Origin of the sequence: Bacillus yapensis (assembly GCF_005280205.1) — a bacterium.
Lineage (GTDB): Bacteria > Bacillota > Bacilli > Bacillales > Cytobacillaceae > Robertmurraya > Robertmurraya yapensis.
The window spans coordinates 281,446-298,274 of sequence record NZ_SUND01000003.1; the positions used below are offsets into that span (position 1 = coordinate 281,446).

A 16,829-nucleotide genomic window follows, 5' to 3' on the forward strand; every position below is an offset into this window, starting at 1 on the left:
GCACTACTCCTCTTCAAAATATTTGTTTCATCCACTCAATCACAGATAGTCCCTTTGTTTCTCTCAACTCTTCTACATTTTCGATCGCCCGAATAGCTCCATTCTGAATGGCAATAACCTCATCTAATAGCATTTCGATTTCATCAATTTCGTGGGTTGCAATGACAACGGTTTGATTCGCAAAATCGATATAGGATAAGAGCCCTTTGACAATCGATTCCCTTACCATTGGATCCAATCCGGAGAATGGTTCATCTAATAGTAGAATAGGTGTATTACGTGCTAAAGTAACAACTAGTTTCAATCTAGCTCGATTTCCTTTTGAAAGTTGCTTTAATTTTTTATTTGGCTCTAGTTGCATAAATGCCACTAACTCTTCTGCTTTTTTCCAATCAAAGTCTGAAACTTGACTTGCTGAAAAATTGATCATGTCTTGCACAGTAAAAGCAGAATAATAGAAATCTAATTCTGAAAGATAGGCAATATCAGCAGCTATTTTGCGATCTACTTTTTTTCCATTAACAGATACTGTTCCACTAGATGGGAATACAAGACCAGCCATCATTTTTAAGGAAGTAGATTTCCCACTGCCGTTTGGTCCCAAAAATCCGTAAATTTTCCCTTTCTCGAGTGTGAAAGATACATCGTTCAATGCTGTTTCACGACCATACTTTTTTGTGACATGCTCAAATGAAATCATCCTCTGTCCTCCTTCTCCTCGAAGTTTTTCAATCCACTAATCATCTCCTCTTTCGTATAACCGAGCTCTTTCATGTTCTTTACAAAAACTTCAATGATTTCTTTCTGTAATCTTGATTTCAGCTCACTAATGATGTCTTTCGCTTCAGTGACAAATGTGCCCTGCCCACGCTTTGTTTCCACGATTGCCATCCTCTCCAATTCGCTATAAGTTCTTTGAACCGTATTAGGATTTACCCCTGTTTGTATGGCCATTTCTCGAACAGATGGAAGTTTCTCCCCCGGTTGTATTTCCCCTCTAACAATTTGATGACAAATTCTATCAACAATTTGCCAATATATCGGTTTAGATGCCTGGAATTCCTCCATATTTATCACACCTCAACTTTCCGCTCTAGAATCCAAACCGATGTTAAGAAAACGCCGACTGTAATCAGAATAGAGATGATGATACTTGTTAAGTGAAGTTCAGCTGTTTCAGGGAATATCGTGTTTTCTCCTAATTCTTTAGTAAAATCATGGAAATTAATTGTTCCCATTTCTTTAAAATCCTGAACGGCCGGGATCTTGCTAATCAAATTCCCAAGAATTGTGACACTTAACCAGACAATCAATAAAACAAACCAACGTATTTGATTTAGAATAGGTATTCTTTTTAAAGCATGGTAGAGCGTCCAGTAAAAAAGCAACCATACCGTAAAATAGATGGATGATAGGAACATCCCTCCAGCCATAATATATAGATGGTCACTGAGCATTTCTGATAAGCCGATAAATTCTCCTAAGTATTCCGTTCTAACAATAAAAACCTTTACAAGAATAATGGATACTAGTAAAGAAGCGACAAAATAAGTTATACCTGCCGCAATTTTTGCTAAAAATAGCTTCCAGCCACGATTTGGATTATGTAGCCATAATTGACTTTGAGCTTCAACTTGTAAGGAAGTAAAGAGATTTGCCGGTAAATAAAAGACATGCAATACGATGATGATGAACGAGACTATCGCTGGTATGCTAGGTTCAGCAAAGTATTCTTTTAGCGCAAATGAAGCAATCATCGCAAAAAAGATCAAAAATAAACCAATAATAAATCCATTGAAAGATAATTTTAAGTCTTTTATGTACAGGCCCTTAAAAGCTGTCATTTTTTAACCTCCACCCTCGTGTTAGTGTTTTAGTGTTCTAGTTAAATAGTACACTAATATTTTTCAAAACACAAACATTATTTGTAATAAATTCCATTCACATAGAATTCTCGACCTTCGGTGACGCTAAATAAAAAGACTTTTTGTAAGGAGTGATGATGTGAAAAGTAGAAAGGATAAGTGGACCGAAGAAGAAAATCAAATGCTCAGAAGTATCGTTTTAGAGCATATTCAAATGGGTGCGACAAAAACAGCAGCCTTTAAAAGAGCAGCCAGTGTACTAGGTAGGACTTCTGCTGCTTGTGGTTACCGTTGGAATCATGTCTTAAATGAAACAGAAGTGCCTTCCACCGCCTCAACACAGCTACAGCTTCCACCTCCTAAGGAATACGTACAAACCTCTACTCCAGAGCTCGATTTAGACAAGGTTATTCTTTTTTTACAACAATTAAAGGAAAATAGGTCAACTGATGAAGACACGAATGAGAAAGAGGCACTTCTTAAAGAACGGAGCCACTTATTAGAAAAGAAAACTTCGCTTGAAAAAATCTATCTAGAGAAGAAAGAAAACTATCAAAAACTCCTTCAACAATACGAAACGTTTGCAAAAGTACTAAATGAATCACAAGAGCTTATTGGTGAGCGGAGCGTGCATTAAAAAATTGGTCAGGCTCACTTTCTCAAAGCCAAAATTAAAGGACATACCATATTTTATCTGACAAATATGGTATGTCCTTTTATTGAACCGAAGCTTAAATTACTTCATCTTGCTTTTTAATATTTATAGTTAATTACAATTGAAAGTCATAACGATTCCTAAGTCGCATGTAATACAGCCATGTTCTGACTGTGAATGAACCAAAAATAATAATACAAAATAAATACATAATCGTATTTAGTAAACTCAATCCCGATGTACCATTATTAAGCATCCCAGCAATAAATATCACTAGGTATAAAATATACATGCTAACCAGAGGAAGAAACAAAATTGTATATGCGAATGCTACTTTTCTTGCATGTTTTAAGTGATGTAATTTATCACTATAGATTTTAGGGCGTTCCTCTTCTTGTGAAAATTCACGGCTCCATATCGTCCACTTTTGTAAAGAGGAGTAAGAAATAAAAACACTCTTCCAGCCTGCTTCTCTATGCATGTCGAAATAGCTTTCATTAGATATATTTTGATAATCAGCACAATAACTTACATTACGAGGAGTACCCATGATAAAGTAGAAAGCTGTTCCTGTTCTACTGACTCGGTAAAGATTATATCCATATCTCTCCATGTTTTCGAGCCATTCTTCAAGTCTATCTGGAGAATACATCCACCCTGGCTTTCTTTTAACTACCATTTTACCTGAAAGTTTCAATTGCTTTTCTTTTTCCTTACTTAGTCTTCCTTCAGTATGCTTACCACTTTGAAGTTTGCTGGTTTTTTCGCTAGTCAAATATTTGTTGGTTTTCTTAATAATGACAACTGAATAGATTGATAAAACAAATATTGCTATTGCAAAGACCAATAAAGAGTATGTTAAAATCCACATTGGACTAGGGACAACTTCAACAGGTACATCTTGAAACAAAGAAGAGATCAGCAGACTAAGATTAAATATAGCAATACCCGATAAATAAATTAAGATACCACTGAAAATGTACATAATTGTCCTATTCCGTTTGATTATGCCATCGCGTACAGAAAAGGTTTTTATTTGTTCAATAGGTTCTTCATTTGAGATTATGTACCATTTTCCACATTTTATAACCTCTGTCCAACCTTCATCTACTAAAGTCCTAGACAATGAAAAACCATGCGGTTGATCGTATCCTATTCGGTATGTTACTGAATTCGACTTGCCTTGCTGAAAGAAAAAGCAACGCGTCCATTGATTCAATCCCACTAATAAATAACCTTTTTTCGCCATCTCAGAAAGCCATAGTTCAGTTTTTTTAATGTCGTAGCTCCAAAATGGTTTAACTACTTTAATCATAAAAAATCCTCCTCGTATTTTATGGCATTCTGGTGCAATTCTTTCAGTCTCTCTATCTCAGCAGCTATTAAATTTTTTCCAATCTCAGTAACCTCATAAACTGTTTTTCTTTCTTCATCAGCGAATACAGTGATTATCCCATCTTTTTGCATTTTGGTTAGTGTGCCGTAAACTGTACCAGAACCCAATCGAATTCGTGATCCTGAAATCTCCTCTACATGTTTGACAATTCCGTATCCATGCCGCGGTATTGTTAAAGATATAAGAATATAAAATGCTGTTTCTGTCATTGGTAAGTACTTTTTTATAACTTTATCAAAGTCCAATATGACCACCTCATTCGATTTACCTTTGTATTTTTTTATAATAAAAATAGCAAATTAATATGTCACAAATAGATATGTCTCAATATGACTATATCACGATGTGACATATATATCAAGAGTATTTATTCCATATATTGGATTTAACTAAAAGAAAGGAATCTATATACATGACTAGCAACAGAGTTACTGCTATGAACTACATAGAAGTTATATTGCACAAATATAAAAAGCCCAATTTCTTAACATTAAAATTAAGAAATTGAACCTTTAACATTAGTTAGGAATAGCGACTGATTGCTGAAGAGCAAATCCCATTATTATGTTTGTCCCTATTAGCTTATTGAACCAAATGGCAGTTAGTTCAACAAGGACTATTGATCTTGTTTAATCCATTGGGAACTAAAACTTCTTTGGTTTCTAAATTTAGAATTCTTGTTCGTACATCATTCTTTGAAATGAATAAAACTGATCCATCCCTATCAATACAATAAGCAATTGGTATCGAAACACCTGTATTTCCAAATGAACCGTCAGCATGACTGGTACCAATAATCATAGTGTGTATGTAATGGCAACCTTTTTTGCTTCAGCAATCCATTCATCAAACTGTTCTGTACTAAACATACCTACACTAATTGGATGAACAATTAAATCAATATCATCAGATTCATCACTCTTTATACCTTGGATTATTATCTCGTCGCAAAGAATGTGACCTATTTTCAAACCCTCTACTACCACAAAAGATGTTGGGCTATACTTTACCCTATCTTGAATAACATCACCCATACGATTAATTATTATAGTTCTATCCTTCGGCTTCTCTTTTAATCTTCTGTGTCCACCAATAAAAACTGTATTATAATCTTTTGCTAAATTACAGGCTTGTTCTACATTTTCATTCAAATAACCTTCTGGAAATATAACTATGTCAACAGTAGGATTATTCTTTAGTTCATCTTCAAGTTGTTTAATATTTTTTTCTAATTTTGGTTGAATGATTAATAATTTCATTATAAACACCTTTCAATAATAGCGATAAGAATAATAATTCTGTATTTGATAACATAATCCTTCTTCAACTGCTTCGTTAATCAAATAAGGAAATAGCTTCTGATCGACTTATTAAGGAATTTAATGATATTACCTACAAAGCATCAGGACAATGATTTAAATTATTTATCGCTTCTACCCATATTACTTTCATTGTTATTTCACAAATAAGCTAAAATCGATTATACTGAACTAACTATCATATTCAAAAAGGAGGAATTTCCTATGACTGAGAATAATCAATCACAAGAAGCTCCAAAAAAGAAAATCAGCCTGCAAGAGGCAATGAAGCAACAGCTTGAAAACAAAAAGAATCAGACCTCTACTGGTAAAGGAAAAATGAATGCCGACCTTTCAACTAAAAAATTGAAAAGCCAGCAATCGAAAAAACCTAGCAATACCCGCAGAAAAATGGGTGTCTAGTGAGGCACACATTCCCATGGTACCAAAGTTAAGCTAACTGTTAAAAGCATTCCACCAGAATGCTTTTTTATCTGCTCTTTTCTCTACCTATTCTTCATGTATTCTCCCCCTTACTTCAAAAAGAAAAGCCATTCTCCATTTTGAAGAGTAGCCTCCTGTTAGCTCAAGAACAACTTAGAATTTTTCCGCATTTAAATTCTTTGAGCATTTTTATTGTACTGTGCAACTGGAAAGTTGTTCTTCTTAAAGATAAGCGCCCTAAAGATCAAAAAGAGATAGTGGGTTAATCCTTTACATCTTCCTTTCATATTTCACTAACTAGCTGCCATAAAGCGGTGTTTTCTTTATTTTTCGGACCAATCCTATTACAGTTTTCATATTGAGGCTTTGAATTCCTTTATTTCTAGATTAGACCCTAATAAATTTTTCAGAGGTAACTAATTATTATGTCGTTTGTTAACTTCAATCGTAATAAACTCCGGCAAATAGCTGGGAGTACATCCTTTTGCTACTATTTCATCTTTGTAAAGACCCGTTTTCTCACCAAGTTTAATACAACGTGCACGATTCTTTTCATCATAGACGCCTATCCAGCCTGCGGTGAAATTCATAGCCCATTGAACTTCCGGTTCTTCCTGCGTAATATTAGCTTCTAATGCAGATAGCAAGTATCCGGTGTTATCAGGAGGTGTTTGTCCAGTCCATCTCAATCGCGCTTGATAATACCAAAAAGCTCGCCTTTGAAGAGTAGAAGGACTATTTTCCCATGACTCCATCAATGCAATTAGCTTCTTGTCTTTGGTAAGCTGATTAGCCATTAACCAATCCATTAAGTTATTTCGCTCATCAAAAGTGTGAGTCTGCATATCCTTATCAAGCTTATTTAGCACATCTTGTGAAAGAAGTTTTTTGTCCATAATTAAGATTGCTAATAGTCTGGGCAAAAACTCTTCGGTTGACCAAAGTTCCATAGCTAGTTCGTGATCTCTTTTAATGTCCTTCGCTATTTTTCGTAAGTCTCCTAGCTTAGTTTTACTATTGATCTGAGGTAGAATGTTTTCTGCTTTTGTAGAGCGTTTAATTTCATCCATTTTATACAACTCCTTTATTAAAGGACTGTTTCATAATTTTCCTTGACGGGATATATCAAGAACTTAATTTTGTTATAAGTTTTATCGCAGCCGCATATATCTAAATATTACCATTTTTATATTGTAGCCTATATCGTATTAAAGCTTTCTCCACCTATACTAGAAGAGCAACCATCTCTAATATAAAAAACATTTACTTCCTTTAACTTTCCTTGTTTAACTATCCTGCACCGTTAGTTGAAGAACTTGGCTATATTTTAACTTGAATACCAAGCAAATTATTTCTTGGATAGATAGTGCCTCGCATTAACAAAGAATATAGTACCGAAGAGAAATAAAAGGACTATAACCGAGCTTGCGATAGCTGAATACTCACCTTTAAAAATATATTCACTTATCAAATTAACAAATACCATTACTGCCATAACAGCGTACAAACCTATTAAATATTTCATATTTTTGTTCATAACCTCACTTTTCTTTAAATGAAATACCATTTTAACTAACCCGCTCCGTTATTAGTAAAAAAAGCGTTCCTGCTTTGTTCCAGAAACGCCCTCGTTCGTATTATAAGTTCAGGCAAAAAATCTGGTTGACTATTTTTTCAATTTATAGATTGATAGTAGCCAGGTTAAAACATCCGCCCTTGAGAATTGCACCAATTTGTATAACATTATTTTTTTACAATCGGTATATAAATATCAAAATGCGGATCAAGCGGATCTTGATTAGTTGGATAATATTCGTGTTTAATCGGCATATAAGGATCATAGTAATCTACACCAGCTTCTCTAAATGCGGTATAATCGCTGTCAAATAACCATTGATGTAAATCCGTATAGGTCTTTTGTATATCTTCTCCTTTATTATGTGTCGTCATCACATAAGTCCATTCTGGAACCCTTATTTCAATCATTCCTTCAGGTATTTCCTGCTCCTCACTCACTTCATATACCGCGTAATGTGCGAAACCATTCTCAATTACATGATATGATAAACCCAATTGAACATCGGGATTCACCTTATTCTCTAATTCATCAGCACGGTCTTTAACTTGTTGAATTACGTTTTTTAAATTTGGTACAATTTCAGAGAAAGTTCCCTCCCATTTCAATCCTACTGCCCGATAGGTTGGTAACGTTATAATTTTGTAGCTCAATTTATTTCCTCCCTTTTTCAAACTTGATTTACTGTGAATGCTAACACAGTTAATCGTTACTCTTCACTAACCTGCTCCGTTCAATAATTTCAACAATAATAAGCGATAATCCTTCTTGGACTATCGCACCTTTTATTTCAATAGGAACCTAAAAATTCTGTATGAAGTTCTGTCTCTATAACATTATTTTCGAAGAAAACACTATACGCTTTAGCGTTTGGCCTTGAACTAACTATTTTACTAATTCCTTGTTCCTTATAATGAATAGCAACCCCATCATCTGTTGCAATCCCAGATTGTATTTTATTTGAACCAATAAGTTTGTGATATGTAGGTCTCCTTTGTATTTCACCATCGTAATGCGGACAATTGCTCCCCTTTAAAAAACCAAAACATTTTATTGGTTCAATTCCATCCCCATACGAATCAGTAACACCTTCTTCAAACCAACAAATAGAACCTGCACTTAACCCAGCTAAAATAATGCCTTGATTCCACGCTTTTCTTAAAATACCATCTAAACCCCATTCTCTCCACAAAGCTAAAAGGTTTTTAGTATTTCCTCCACCAACGTATACAATGTCTTTCTCTAAAATAAAGCTCTCAAGATCCCTTGTTGGAGGTTCAAATAAAGATAAATGAGATGGTTTACAATCCTGTTGATTAAAAAAGTTATAATACCTTGATATATAATTATCAGAATCTCCACTTGCAGTAGGGATAAAGCAAATTTGCGGCTTAGTTTTCTTTGCTTGTTTTAATATATACAAATCCAACAATGAATTATCAGGTTCCATTGAAAACCCACCACCACCAAGAGCAATTATTTGTCTCATCTACATACTCCTTTCAGAAAAAAATTAAATAATAAGTTTTACAAACAATAAATAATCCCTTGTTAAACTAAATGCTTCGTTAGCACAATAAGCTTTGCGGTTATTAACAATAATAATAAATCAATCTAATATAAATCTCGGATTATGTATTATGTCGTTTATTATGTGGTGGAGATCCATTACAGTACGTACAGTTGTATCAATTATGTGGTTTTGAGCTACTTCAGATTCAATAAACTCTTTCAGTAAAACCAGAGATCGTTCTCCCATTCTATCTTCTTGGTTTCTTTTGGAATCTCTCTTTACTAACGTGTCTTTATCAGCCAGTAAAACAACATATTTAACTTCTACATTAAAATGTTTCAATTTTTCATTTATCCATTTTGCCTCTTCCGGAAATGTAACATAATCAATGACAACATCATTATCATAGTTAATAAAGTTAGTAGTTAGACTCAGGATATTATTCCATAATAAACTACGTTCATCTTCGCTTTCCCAAGGCTTTTTTCTCCCATTAATGTGCATATGACTTACGTAATCACCTGATATATAAGCACTTCTATTTAGACTTTTCACAAGTTCTTTTGAAGTAGTTGATTTTCCAACTCCTGCTGGTCCTGAAATTATATAAACCCTGTTATTTTCCAATTAATCCATAACCTTTCGTGATTTTATTCTACAAAAATAGCCTTACTTTTAAAGTAGGGCCATTAGCATAGTTTATATATTCGATATTCAAAATTCTAATCCTTCTTTACTATACTGTTCCTTTAGCTTAATAAGAAAGCTCTATACTTCTGGTTTAAAAAGACAACTGCTCTTATTGAATACTAGCACCTTCTACTTGAATAAAAGATTTATTGTATTTTGTTTTAAGTAGTTATACTGTTTTTCATTAGTATCGGCAAGTGCTTCCACTCTATCGGAAGGAAAATCCTTATATTTAATTCCCACTTTAAATTGAGATGCTGTAAAATCGTATCGTTTATTATCAATAATATTATAAAAATGCCACCCATCAGTGAGTTCGGTTTTTCTTATTTCACCACCTAATAAATCATTTACTACTAATGCGGTTACACCACATTGTCCCTTAGCCAGGTTATCCTTACTCCATTTTGAACTTGACTCCAAAGACCAGGATTCAAACAAAGCCTTCTTTAGTTCTTGGATATTTATCGTATCTATCTCCATATAAACCCTCTTTTTTCAAGATATAACTTTTCCATTAGAAATTCAGCCAATAGAATAACGTACCTCACAATTTCCAGTCGAACTGTCAAAATCATATAAATCAATTTCTCCAATTAATATTTGTTTCTATTTTTGGTGTTCCTTTAAATATAGTCATATTTCTCCTGCATGAGTTAATGCTCCACTAGAAAATACTTAAAAGATCTTCAAAACTTTCAATTGCTCTATCATAATGATTTACTTGCCCAAATCCATATTTAGCATAAATGAAAGGAATTTTAGCAAATCTAGCTGCTTCTAAATCACCTTCTGTATCTCCTATATAAACTGGATTTGATAGGTTATTTCTATCAATAATTAAGTTAATATTTTCCCCTTTTGATAGGGACGTTCTACCAGGGTTTTCAAAATCTAAAAAATACTTTTCAAGCTTATGATACTTATAAAAAGCTTCTATGTATCCATCTTGGCAGTTGCTGACAATATATAGTTTATATTTTTTAGAAAGTTCACTAAGGACATTTTCTACATTCGGATATAGAACACCGCCATGTTTTTCAATAAAACAATTTTCTAATTCAGCACAATTCTTTACTAATTGTTGTTGTTCCTTATAACTCAAGGTAGGAAAGAGTTTCCTACTTATTTCATTCATCTGTAAACCCATTGTACCTTCAAAATCTTTCCTAGTTAATTCACCTTTTATTTGATTATTTTTTCTTATTACACTGTTCCAAGCACTTAGAACTGTGTCTATTGAATCCCAGATCGTTCCATCTAAATCAAAAATTATACTATCCAATTAATCTTCGTTTCCTTTCAAAGTAGTTTATATCACCAATTTTTTCTTCTACTCTAGTATTAAATAAAACAGTAGCATATGTTAACTAAAAATATTCAATAATTAGAGCATTAATCCTTCTTGGAGCAATGCTTCAAATAATTCTTATTAAACTGCTTCTTTACTTCTATAAGAAAGGGCTATTCTCCTTCTTGAAGAATAACCCCCGTTTAAGTACATTTGCTCACATAATTCCCATAACTTTGTATAAAGAAACAGCGAATGCTTAATCGCTTTAATCAATTTATATTAGGGTAATAGTATTTAGGAATCATTCCCATATTGAAAAGGGCATTTACTTTTCAATCATAGACAACAATACTTTCTCCATTTCTTCTTTTGACAACTTATCTGTTGTAATCAATACGATTTTATATCCCTTTTCTGGTACTGTTATCCTCAAGCCACCAAGCCACTTCGATTGTTCTTGGGAAACATAATCAAATTGAAATCCATTTAAGGTATAAGATTCGGTTTTTTCAAATAAACCGGCCTCTGACTTTTCTATATCCGTTAATTGATTTATTTTCAGTTGTTGTGTGTTAAACCAAGACTCCCCTTTTTCATAATCAAATGAAACAACTGGTTCCTCACCTTTATTAGCAATACCGTAGCTTTCAAAAACCAATTCATATCCTTCAGGTAAATATGTCGGTTTTTTGGTGAATTTAAAACTTGCCAATTGTTGAGAAAATATTGGCATAAATTTGTTTTCGTAAGGCCTCATTAGTTCCCCAATCTGGTTTGATCTTCTAGCTTCTTTTCCACTTGGCTCCCTATTTTCTTCTTGAAGCTTGCTTTTTAACGCTACCAATTCCTTCATCAGTCTTGTATATTCGTTAAATTCTTCTTCAGTTAAAGTTTCTTGAGCTACCACTAAGGATTGATCTATCAAATCAAATTTTTCAGGCTCGTCATCAGGATACGTTTTCATTAAATTTTCCTTTGAACCAAATAGCTGGCTGATGATTGATTCTGCCGCATCTGCAAGATGAGAACCACCAAAACTTAAAGCTGTACCAATAATTATTACGGCCACAACTGAAGCAAGCATCAACTTAGGGTTCTGTCTCTTCCGTTTTTCCATTTTTGCTTGCTTTACCCCTAAAGCAACTCTGCTGTTTAATTCCTTTGGGATTTCAACCTTTTCCAATGCCTGTTTTATGTTATTCACAATTTTGAACCTCCTTAAGCTTTTTTCGGAGTTTACTTAAAGCACGGTATAAAACTGACTTTGTCGTCCCTAAAGGCATATTTAATAAGTCTGCAATTTCTTTCAATGAATACTCCTGGTAGAACCTTAAAATGATAATACTCTTTTCATCATCATTTAACTTATCAAGTAAATCTTGCAGGGTAACTGAAAGGGAAATATCCTCATCCTCAAAACCCATAAATTCTTCATATTGCGGTTTTAACTCAATCACTTTTTTATTTTTCCGAACAAGTTCAATTGCACAGTTGATGGCAATTTTGATTAACCAAGTCTTGAAAAATTCTGGATTTTTCAATGTATCAATTTTTTTAAACGAACGGTATGCCGTCTCCTGAACTACATCCAATGCATCATTTTGATTTTTCACATAAGTGAAAGCCATTCGGTATATATCATTCTGGTATTGTTGAAAAAGCTTAAGAAACGCTTGGTCATCGCCCTTTTGAGCCCTTTTAATTAAACGGATAATGGCGGTTCCTCCTCTTTATATGGCTTACATCTATTAGATAAATGAACCTCACATTTAGCTTCAATTTTTTAATATTTTTCATAATAAAAAACCGTCGTATTAGAACGGATATTCATAAATTGTTGATTCTTTTAAAAAATCCTTATTAAGCTAACCTGCTTCGTTAGTACAATAATTTCAACAGAAAAAGCGTTAATCCTTCTTCGATTATCGCACCCGTTTGTTTAATAAACTCAAAGAAAAAAGTTTTCTACCGCTTAATAACAACATTTCCTACATATTGAGCAGAACCTCTATTTGTACGCAATTCTACGTCAATCACATATTCCCCTTTTTCTTCAGGAAAATTGAAAGAACGGTCATCACTTAGTTCCAATTTAATCTTTCCATCTTCCTTCCATACCGAAACACTTAACTTTCCAACGTCAAAATCTTCATGCTCAAATTGTAATTCCGCTTTTTGTCCAGAATTAACATTTACTTGTTTTTGTTCCTTTGGGTATTTAATTGATGCTCTTACTGCATCTTCCTCGACAGGAACTGTTTTACAAGAAATATCTGAACGCAAAAATAAGAGCGGTTATCATTGCCCTGATTGTGAATCAGAACATATCGTTCGGTATGGAACATACTCAACAATTGTTGATGGAGATGAAGTAGAAAAGCAACGTTATCGATGGAAAGCGTGTAAGAAGACATTTACTGACCTAACAAATACAGCTCTATATCGAACACGCCATCTAAATCAATGGATTAAATTCATTGAATGTATGATAGAAGGATATTCTCTTCGTAAATTTGCTGAATTAGTTGGTAATATTACTCACGTTACATTGTTTTACTGGAGGCACAAACTCTTATCATCGTTAAAACAAGTGGAAATATCTAATTTTGAAGGTATCGTCAAAATGGGCGAGACCTATTTCCTATATTCCGAAAAAGGACAAAGAAAGATTAAAGACAGAAAACCTCGCAAACGTGGTGGTTCCGCTAAGAAACGAGGAATAAGCAACGAACAAGTATGTGTTTTAGTCGCAAGAGACCGTGAAAAGATGACTTTTTCGCAGACATTAGGAATGGTTCAATTCACAAAAGAGCAGTTAGACAAAGCTATCGGACATAAACTTTCAAAGGAAAATGTTTTATGTACCGATTCATGGCGTGCCTTTAAAACATATGCAGCTGAAAAAGGGATAGATATTTATCAATTCAAGTCTGATGGTCAGGTTCGTACAAAGGGACTATATCATATCCAGAACGTTAACAATTCTCACCGTAGGCTTAAAGGATGGATACAACGTTTTAATGGAGTTGCAACTAAATATCTGAACAATTATCTAGCTTGGTTTCAAGTGTTAGAATCCATTCAACATCAAAGGAATACTGTTACTATAAATGACTTGATGATTAAAGGAAATTTAATACAAATTATGGAAATATATGATACATTAAGGTTATCTAAATTTACGATATAAACATTATTTCTTATTCAACGGGGCAGGTTAGTTGAATAAAGGATGTAACTTGACAATTATAAGTATATAATTATAATGGACATTATAGAGTCTTATAGTCTTTGATTAAGAAGGAGGTCGATAACATTGAAGTATTCAAAAGCTACTAATTATGCTCTTCATACAATGTTAAATTTAGCTATGTCAAACTCATCCAAACCTATTGGTGTTCAGACACTAGCAGAACAGCAAAATGTTTCACCAACTTACTTATCTAAAATCCTAACTAAGCTTGTAAAGGAAGGAATGGTGTCTTCTGTATCTGGAGCAAATGGTGGATATTCATTGACAAAAGGTTGGGAATCCATTTCTTTCCTAGATATTATTTTTGCAATTGAAGGAAAGTCGTCATTGTTTGAATGCGGATTAGACCATGGACCGCATTGTCAGATTCAAAAAGTAATGTTGGAATCAGAAGAAAAAATGGAAGAAGAATTAAGAAGACAAACCCTAGCTGGTTTAGTCCAGACATCTAAATAAAAATGATGTCTTTTTTCACTCTCTTATTATAGATATAAAAGGTCTTTAATGTAAGCAATTGAGAAGTTTGGTAATTAATCTAGATAATAAAAAATTTAATTAAAGGAGTGTATAAAATGTTAGATTGCGTGATTGTTGGAGGAGGTCCAGCTGGTTTAAACGCTGCACTTGTATTAGGCAGGGCAAGAAGGAAAGTGGTATTATTCGATAATAATTCTCCGAGAAATGCTGTTACCAACGAGTCGCATGGCTTTATAACCAGAGATGGAATTAAACCAAGCGAATTTAGAAAAATTGCTCACTATGACATAGGAAAATATCCTTCTGTAATGATTAGAAATGAAAAAATTTCTGACATTAAAAAAAGGGGAATGATATTTGATCTAGTTACGGATGAAGGGGAATGTATTCAAGCAAAGAAAGTTATTTTAGCAACGGGTTTAAAGGAAATCCATCCTTCTGTGGAAAAACTTATGGATTATTACGGAAAAAGCCTTTTTAGTTGTCCTTATTGTGATGGATGGGAGTTGAAAGACCGTCCGCTTATTGTGTTATCTGAGCACCCAGCTGTATTTCATATGGTTAAAATTGTTTATAATTGGAGCAAAAACTTAATTGTTTGTACTAATGGACAAAAGGTTTTAACTCTAGAGCAAAAAGAAGTGCTTCAAAGAAAAGGAATAAAAATATTTGAACAAAAAATTAAAACACTTGTTGGTGAAAATGGGCTTTTGGAAGCTGTGATTTTTGAGGATGATCAAATAGAAAAGATATCTGGCGGATTTGTGACACCCGAATGGATTCAGGCTTCATCTTTTGGAAAATCTTTAGGTTGTGAAGTAAACCAACTCGGTGGATTCATTACAGATGAGTTAGGCAGGACGAATATTGAAGGTATTTATGCGGCAGGTGATACATCCGTAATCGCTCCTTCACAGGTAATTATTGCGGCGGCTCAGGGGAGTAGAGCTGCCATAGGAGTGAATTCAGACCTGACTCAAGAGGAATTTAATTAAAAATTATGAAGTAATTCACTTAAACTAACGGGTAGTTTTAGTTGAACAAGTCAATATTTTAAGAACGTAACTTCCATATATCGGGAGTTACGTTTTTTATAGTATCAACATTAAACTTTAACAGAGCCTTTATATTAAATATAATTACTGAATTAACCTGCCCCGTTAGCTTAATAACTTCAACAAAATAAGCGGTAATCCTTCTTGAATTATCGCACCCCGTTAGTTAAACAAGAAAAAATGGCTGCCGATAAGACAACCATATCTTGAACCAACATATAGTGAGTAAAACTACTTCAGCTGGGTAGTATATGTTTAGGATGGTGTGCTTTCATCATTATCATATTCCCCATTATTAAACAAGGAAGTGAATAGATGAATCAGAGTAACGAACGCAATAAATTTGGTGGAAATGTAGAAGAAAGTGGCAACAATCAAGCTATTAGTAATGCTAATCAAGGTTCGAGTGATTTTGGTGAAGCAGCAATAGCAGGCACTTTTAATGGAGCCGTTGCGGGTGCTATGATAGGCGCTCAATTTGGACTAATTGGTACTGTAATAGGCGGTGTTTCAGGTGGTGCTATTGGTGACCAGATTGTAGAGGGGGCTGAAGTCGATGACAAAACAGCTTCTAAAAATGATGATTAGAGCATTATAACTCTATAAATAAGTAGCAGACACTTTGCAAAAATGTATTTGTGTTAATTTCACCAAAAAAGGACCGTCAAAAAGACAGTCTTTTTATTTCACTTAAGCTACCCTTTAAATTAATAGGAATTCTATTTAATACCCTTCCCACCCATTACTTGTAGGGTGTTAATTTTCTCCACTCCAGTAATGATTTGTTTTGCCTTGCTTATTAATGCTTGTGCAGCTTCAAGAGTTAGAGATTCTTTATGAGCATTTTCATTACTCCACACCTCATAAACATAAACAGAATTTGGTTCATCTTCAGAAATATTTACGAGATATATTTCGCATTCATCTAGAATTTTCATTGATTCAGCTGCTTCCAATAAAATTTCTACCATTGTACCCCGTTTACCATCTTGTACCAAAAATTTGTTAAACAAACTAAATTTACTCATATCGTCCTCCTTAATTTTTCTACCTGTTAATTATTTCTACATAAAAGAAAATTATCCTATTAGTGCATAAAAAATTTATAGAACCTTCTTTCACTATGCTGCTCCGTTAATGTAATAAGAATGTATTATACGAAAAATGTAAAAGGATAGAAGATATAATAGTCATCTAAATTATGAACTAAGAGAAACCAAACGATATATGAAGCAACACAGATAATAATAGAGATACCTATCAAAATTGAAATATTCATTTCTTTCCTAAGTAATTTAAAAGATATTGCCAAC

Annotated in this window: 21 protein-coding genes and 1 pseudogene; 6 read left to right on the top strand and 16 right to left on the bottom strand. The window is 33.6% G+C overall.

What is annotated here, in order from left to right; all coding sequences use genetic code 11:
• Nucleotides 1–13 precede the first annotated feature (13 nt).
• From FAR12_RS05775 to FAR12_RS05785, 3 genes are read right to left on the bottom strand one after another with little or no spacing between them, the layout of a single operon-like run.
• Nucleotides 14–700 (bottom strand): ABC transporter ATP-binding protein, encoded by a 687-nt coding sequence (locus FAR12_RS05775; protein ID WP_126407266.1) that lies wholly within the window; start codon nt 698–700, stop codon nt 14–16.
• On the bottom strand, nt 697–1,068 hold the full coding sequence (locus FAR12_RS05780) for a GntR family transcriptional regulator (protein WP_126407267.1): 372 nt from the start codon (nt 1,066–1,068) through the stop codon (nt 697–699). Before FAR12_RS05780 ends, FAR12_RS05775 begins: the two co-directional genes overlap by 4 nt.
• A 5-nt stretch (nt 1,069–1,073) precedes the next feature.
• Nucleotides 1,074–1,844 carry a hypothetical protein gene (locus tag FAR12_RS05785; protein ID WP_126407269.1) on the bottom strand — a complete coding sequence of 257 codons (771 nt, stop codon included), beginning with the start codon at nt 1,842–1,844 and terminating at the stop codon, nt 1,074–1,076.
• 160 nt (nt 1,845–2,004) lie between these two features.
• Between FAR12_RS05785 and FAR12_RS05790 the strand changes: the two genes are divergently transcribed.
• Complete coding sequence (locus FAR12_RS05790) at nt 2,005–2,502, top strand: hypothetical protein (RefSeq protein ID WP_126407271.1); 498 nt, start codon at nt 2,005–2,007, stop codon at nt 2,500–2,502.
• Between the two features lie 133 nt (nt 2,503–2,635).
• On the opposite strand, the gene FAR12_RS05795 is transcribed toward FAR12_RS05790, so the two are convergent.
• The 3 genes from FAR12_RS05795 to FAR12_RS05805 all read right to left on the bottom strand — a co-directional run bounded on the left by FAR12_RS05795 (nt 2,636) and on the right by FAR12_RS05805 (nt 5,175).
• Nucleotides 2,636–3,835: a DUF2812 domain-containing protein gene (locus tag FAR12_RS05795; protein ID WP_126407273.1), complete on the bottom strand. Its 1,200-nt coding sequence runs from the start codon at nt 3,833–3,835 to the stop codon at nt 2,636–2,638.
• The gene (locus FAR12_RS05800; protein WP_126407275.1) at nt 3,832–4,170 is read right to left on the bottom strand and encodes a PadR family transcriptional regulator; all 339 of its coding nucleotides are present in this window, start codon (nt 4,168–4,170) and stop codon (nt 3,832–3,834) included. Before FAR12_RS05800 ends, FAR12_RS05795 begins: the two co-directional genes overlap by 4 nt.
• A 543-nt stretch (nt 4,171–4,713) precedes the next feature.
• Nucleotides 4,714–5,175 (bottom strand): hypothetical protein, encoded by a 462-nt coding sequence (locus tag FAR12_RS05805; protein ID WP_246010296.1) that lies wholly within the window; start codon nt 5,173–5,175, stop codon nt 4,714–4,716.
• A 264-nt stretch (nt 5,176–5,439) separates the two neighbouring features.
• Between FAR12_RS05805 and FAR12_RS05810 the strand changes: the two genes are divergently transcribed.
• Nucleotides 5,440–5,637, top strand: a complete 198-nt coding sequence (locus tag FAR12_RS05810) for a hypothetical protein (protein WP_126407276.1) — start codon at nt 5,440–5,442, stop codon at nt 5,635–5,637.
• 437 nt (nt 5,638–6,074) lie between these two features.
• Here the strand turns inward: FAR12_RS05810 and FAR12_RS05815 are convergent, their stop codons facing one another.
• The 9 genes from FAR12_RS05815 to FAR12_RS23330 form a co-directional block, all read right to left on the bottom strand.
• Entirely contained in the window at nt 6,075–6,728 is a 654-nt protein-coding gene (locus FAR12_RS05815) for a DNA alkylation repair protein (RefSeq protein ID WP_126407278.1), read from the bottom strand.
• 673 nt (nt 6,729–7,401) lie between these two features.
• Nucleotides 7,402–7,887, bottom strand: coding sequence for a GyrI-like domain-containing protein (locus FAR12_RS05825; protein WP_126407282.1), 486 nt, complete (start codon nt 7,885–7,887; stop codon nt 7,402–7,404).
• A 137-nt stretch (nt 7,888–8,024) separates the two neighbouring features.
• Nucleotides 8,025–8,723: a Type 1 glutamine amidotransferase-like domain-containing protein gene (locus FAR12_RS05830; RefSeq protein WP_126407284.1), complete on the bottom strand. Its 699-nt coding sequence runs from the start codon at nt 8,721–8,723 to the stop codon at nt 8,025–8,027.
• Nucleotides 8,724–8,843: 120 nt separating this feature from the next.
• Complete coding sequence (locus tag FAR12_RS05835) at nt 8,844–9,374, bottom strand: P-loop nucleotide/nucleoside kinase family protein (RefSeq protein WP_126407286.1); 531 nt, start codon at nt 9,372–9,374, stop codon at nt 8,844–8,846.
• 192 nt (nt 9,375–9,566) lie between these two features.
• A complete protein-coding gene (locus FAR12_RS05840) occupies nt 9,567–9,920 on the bottom strand; it encodes a YunG family protein (RefSeq protein ID WP_126407288.1) in 354 nt (117 codons plus the stop codon).
• A 184-nt stretch (nt 9,921–10,104) separates the two neighbouring features.
• Nucleotides 10,105–10,722 carry an HAD family hydrolase gene (locus FAR12_RS05850; RefSeq protein WP_126407290.1) on the bottom strand — a complete coding sequence of 206 codons (618 nt, stop codon included), beginning with the start codon at nt 10,720–10,722 and terminating at the stop codon, nt 10,105–10,107.
• 334 nt (nt 10,723–11,056) lie between these two features.
• A complete protein-coding gene (locus FAR12_RS05855) occupies nt 11,057–11,935 on the bottom strand; it encodes a DUF4367 domain-containing protein (RefSeq protein WP_126407292.1) in 879 nt (292 codons plus the stop codon).
• Entirely contained in the window at nt 11,928–12,446 is a 519-nt protein-coding gene (locus FAR12_RS05860) for a sigma-70 family RNA polymerase sigma factor (protein WP_126407294.1), read from the bottom strand. Before FAR12_RS05860 ends, FAR12_RS05855 begins: the two co-directional genes overlap by 8 nt.
• 250 nt (nt 12,447–12,696) lie before the next feature.
• The gene (locus FAR12_RS23330) at nt 12,697–13,014 is read right to left on the bottom strand and encodes a hypothetical protein (RefSeq protein WP_170972093.1); all 318 of its coding nucleotides are present in this window, start codon (nt 13,012–13,014) and stop codon (nt 12,697–12,699) included.
• Here FAR12_RS23330 and FAR12_RS05865 point away from each other — a divergent pair.
• From FAR12_RS05865 to FAR12_RS05880, 4 genes and pseudogenes are all read left to right on the top strand, one after another.
• A pseudogene (locus FAR12_RS05865) lies at nt 12,947–13,921 on the top strand (IS1595 family transposase); the annotation flags it as partial. The gene FAR12_RS23330 and the pseudogene FAR12_RS05865 sit on opposite strands and share 68 nt — an antisense overlap.
• Nucleotides 13,922–14,047: 126 nt before the next feature.
• Nucleotides 14,048–14,440 carry an Rrf2 family transcriptional regulator gene (locus tag FAR12_RS05870; protein WP_126407296.1) on the top strand — a complete coding sequence of 131 codons (393 nt, stop codon included), beginning with the start codon at nt 14,048–14,050 and terminating at the stop codon, nt 14,438–14,440.
• 116 nt (nt 14,441–14,556) lie between these two features.
• Nucleotides 14,557–15,456 (top strand): NAD(P)/FAD-dependent oxidoreductase, encoded by a 900-nt coding sequence (locus FAR12_RS05875; protein ID WP_126407298.1) that lies wholly within the window; start codon nt 14,557–14,559, stop codon nt 15,454–15,456.
• 375 nt (nt 15,457–15,831) lie between these two features.
• Nucleotides 15,832–16,104: a glycine zipper 2TM domain-containing protein gene (locus tag FAR12_RS05880; RefSeq protein WP_246010297.1), complete on the top strand. Its 273-nt coding sequence runs from the start codon at nt 15,832–15,834 to the stop codon at nt 16,102–16,104.
• A 131-nt stretch (nt 16,105–16,235) separates the two neighbouring features.
• Here FAR12_RS05880 and FAR12_RS05885 read toward each other — a convergent pair whose 3' ends face one another.
• Nucleotides 16,236–16,544, bottom strand: coding sequence for a putative quinol monooxygenase (locus FAR12_RS05885; protein WP_126407300.1), 309 nt, complete (start codon nt 16,542–16,544; stop codon nt 16,236–16,238).
• Between the last annotated feature and the right edge of the window lie 285 nt (nt 16,545–16,829).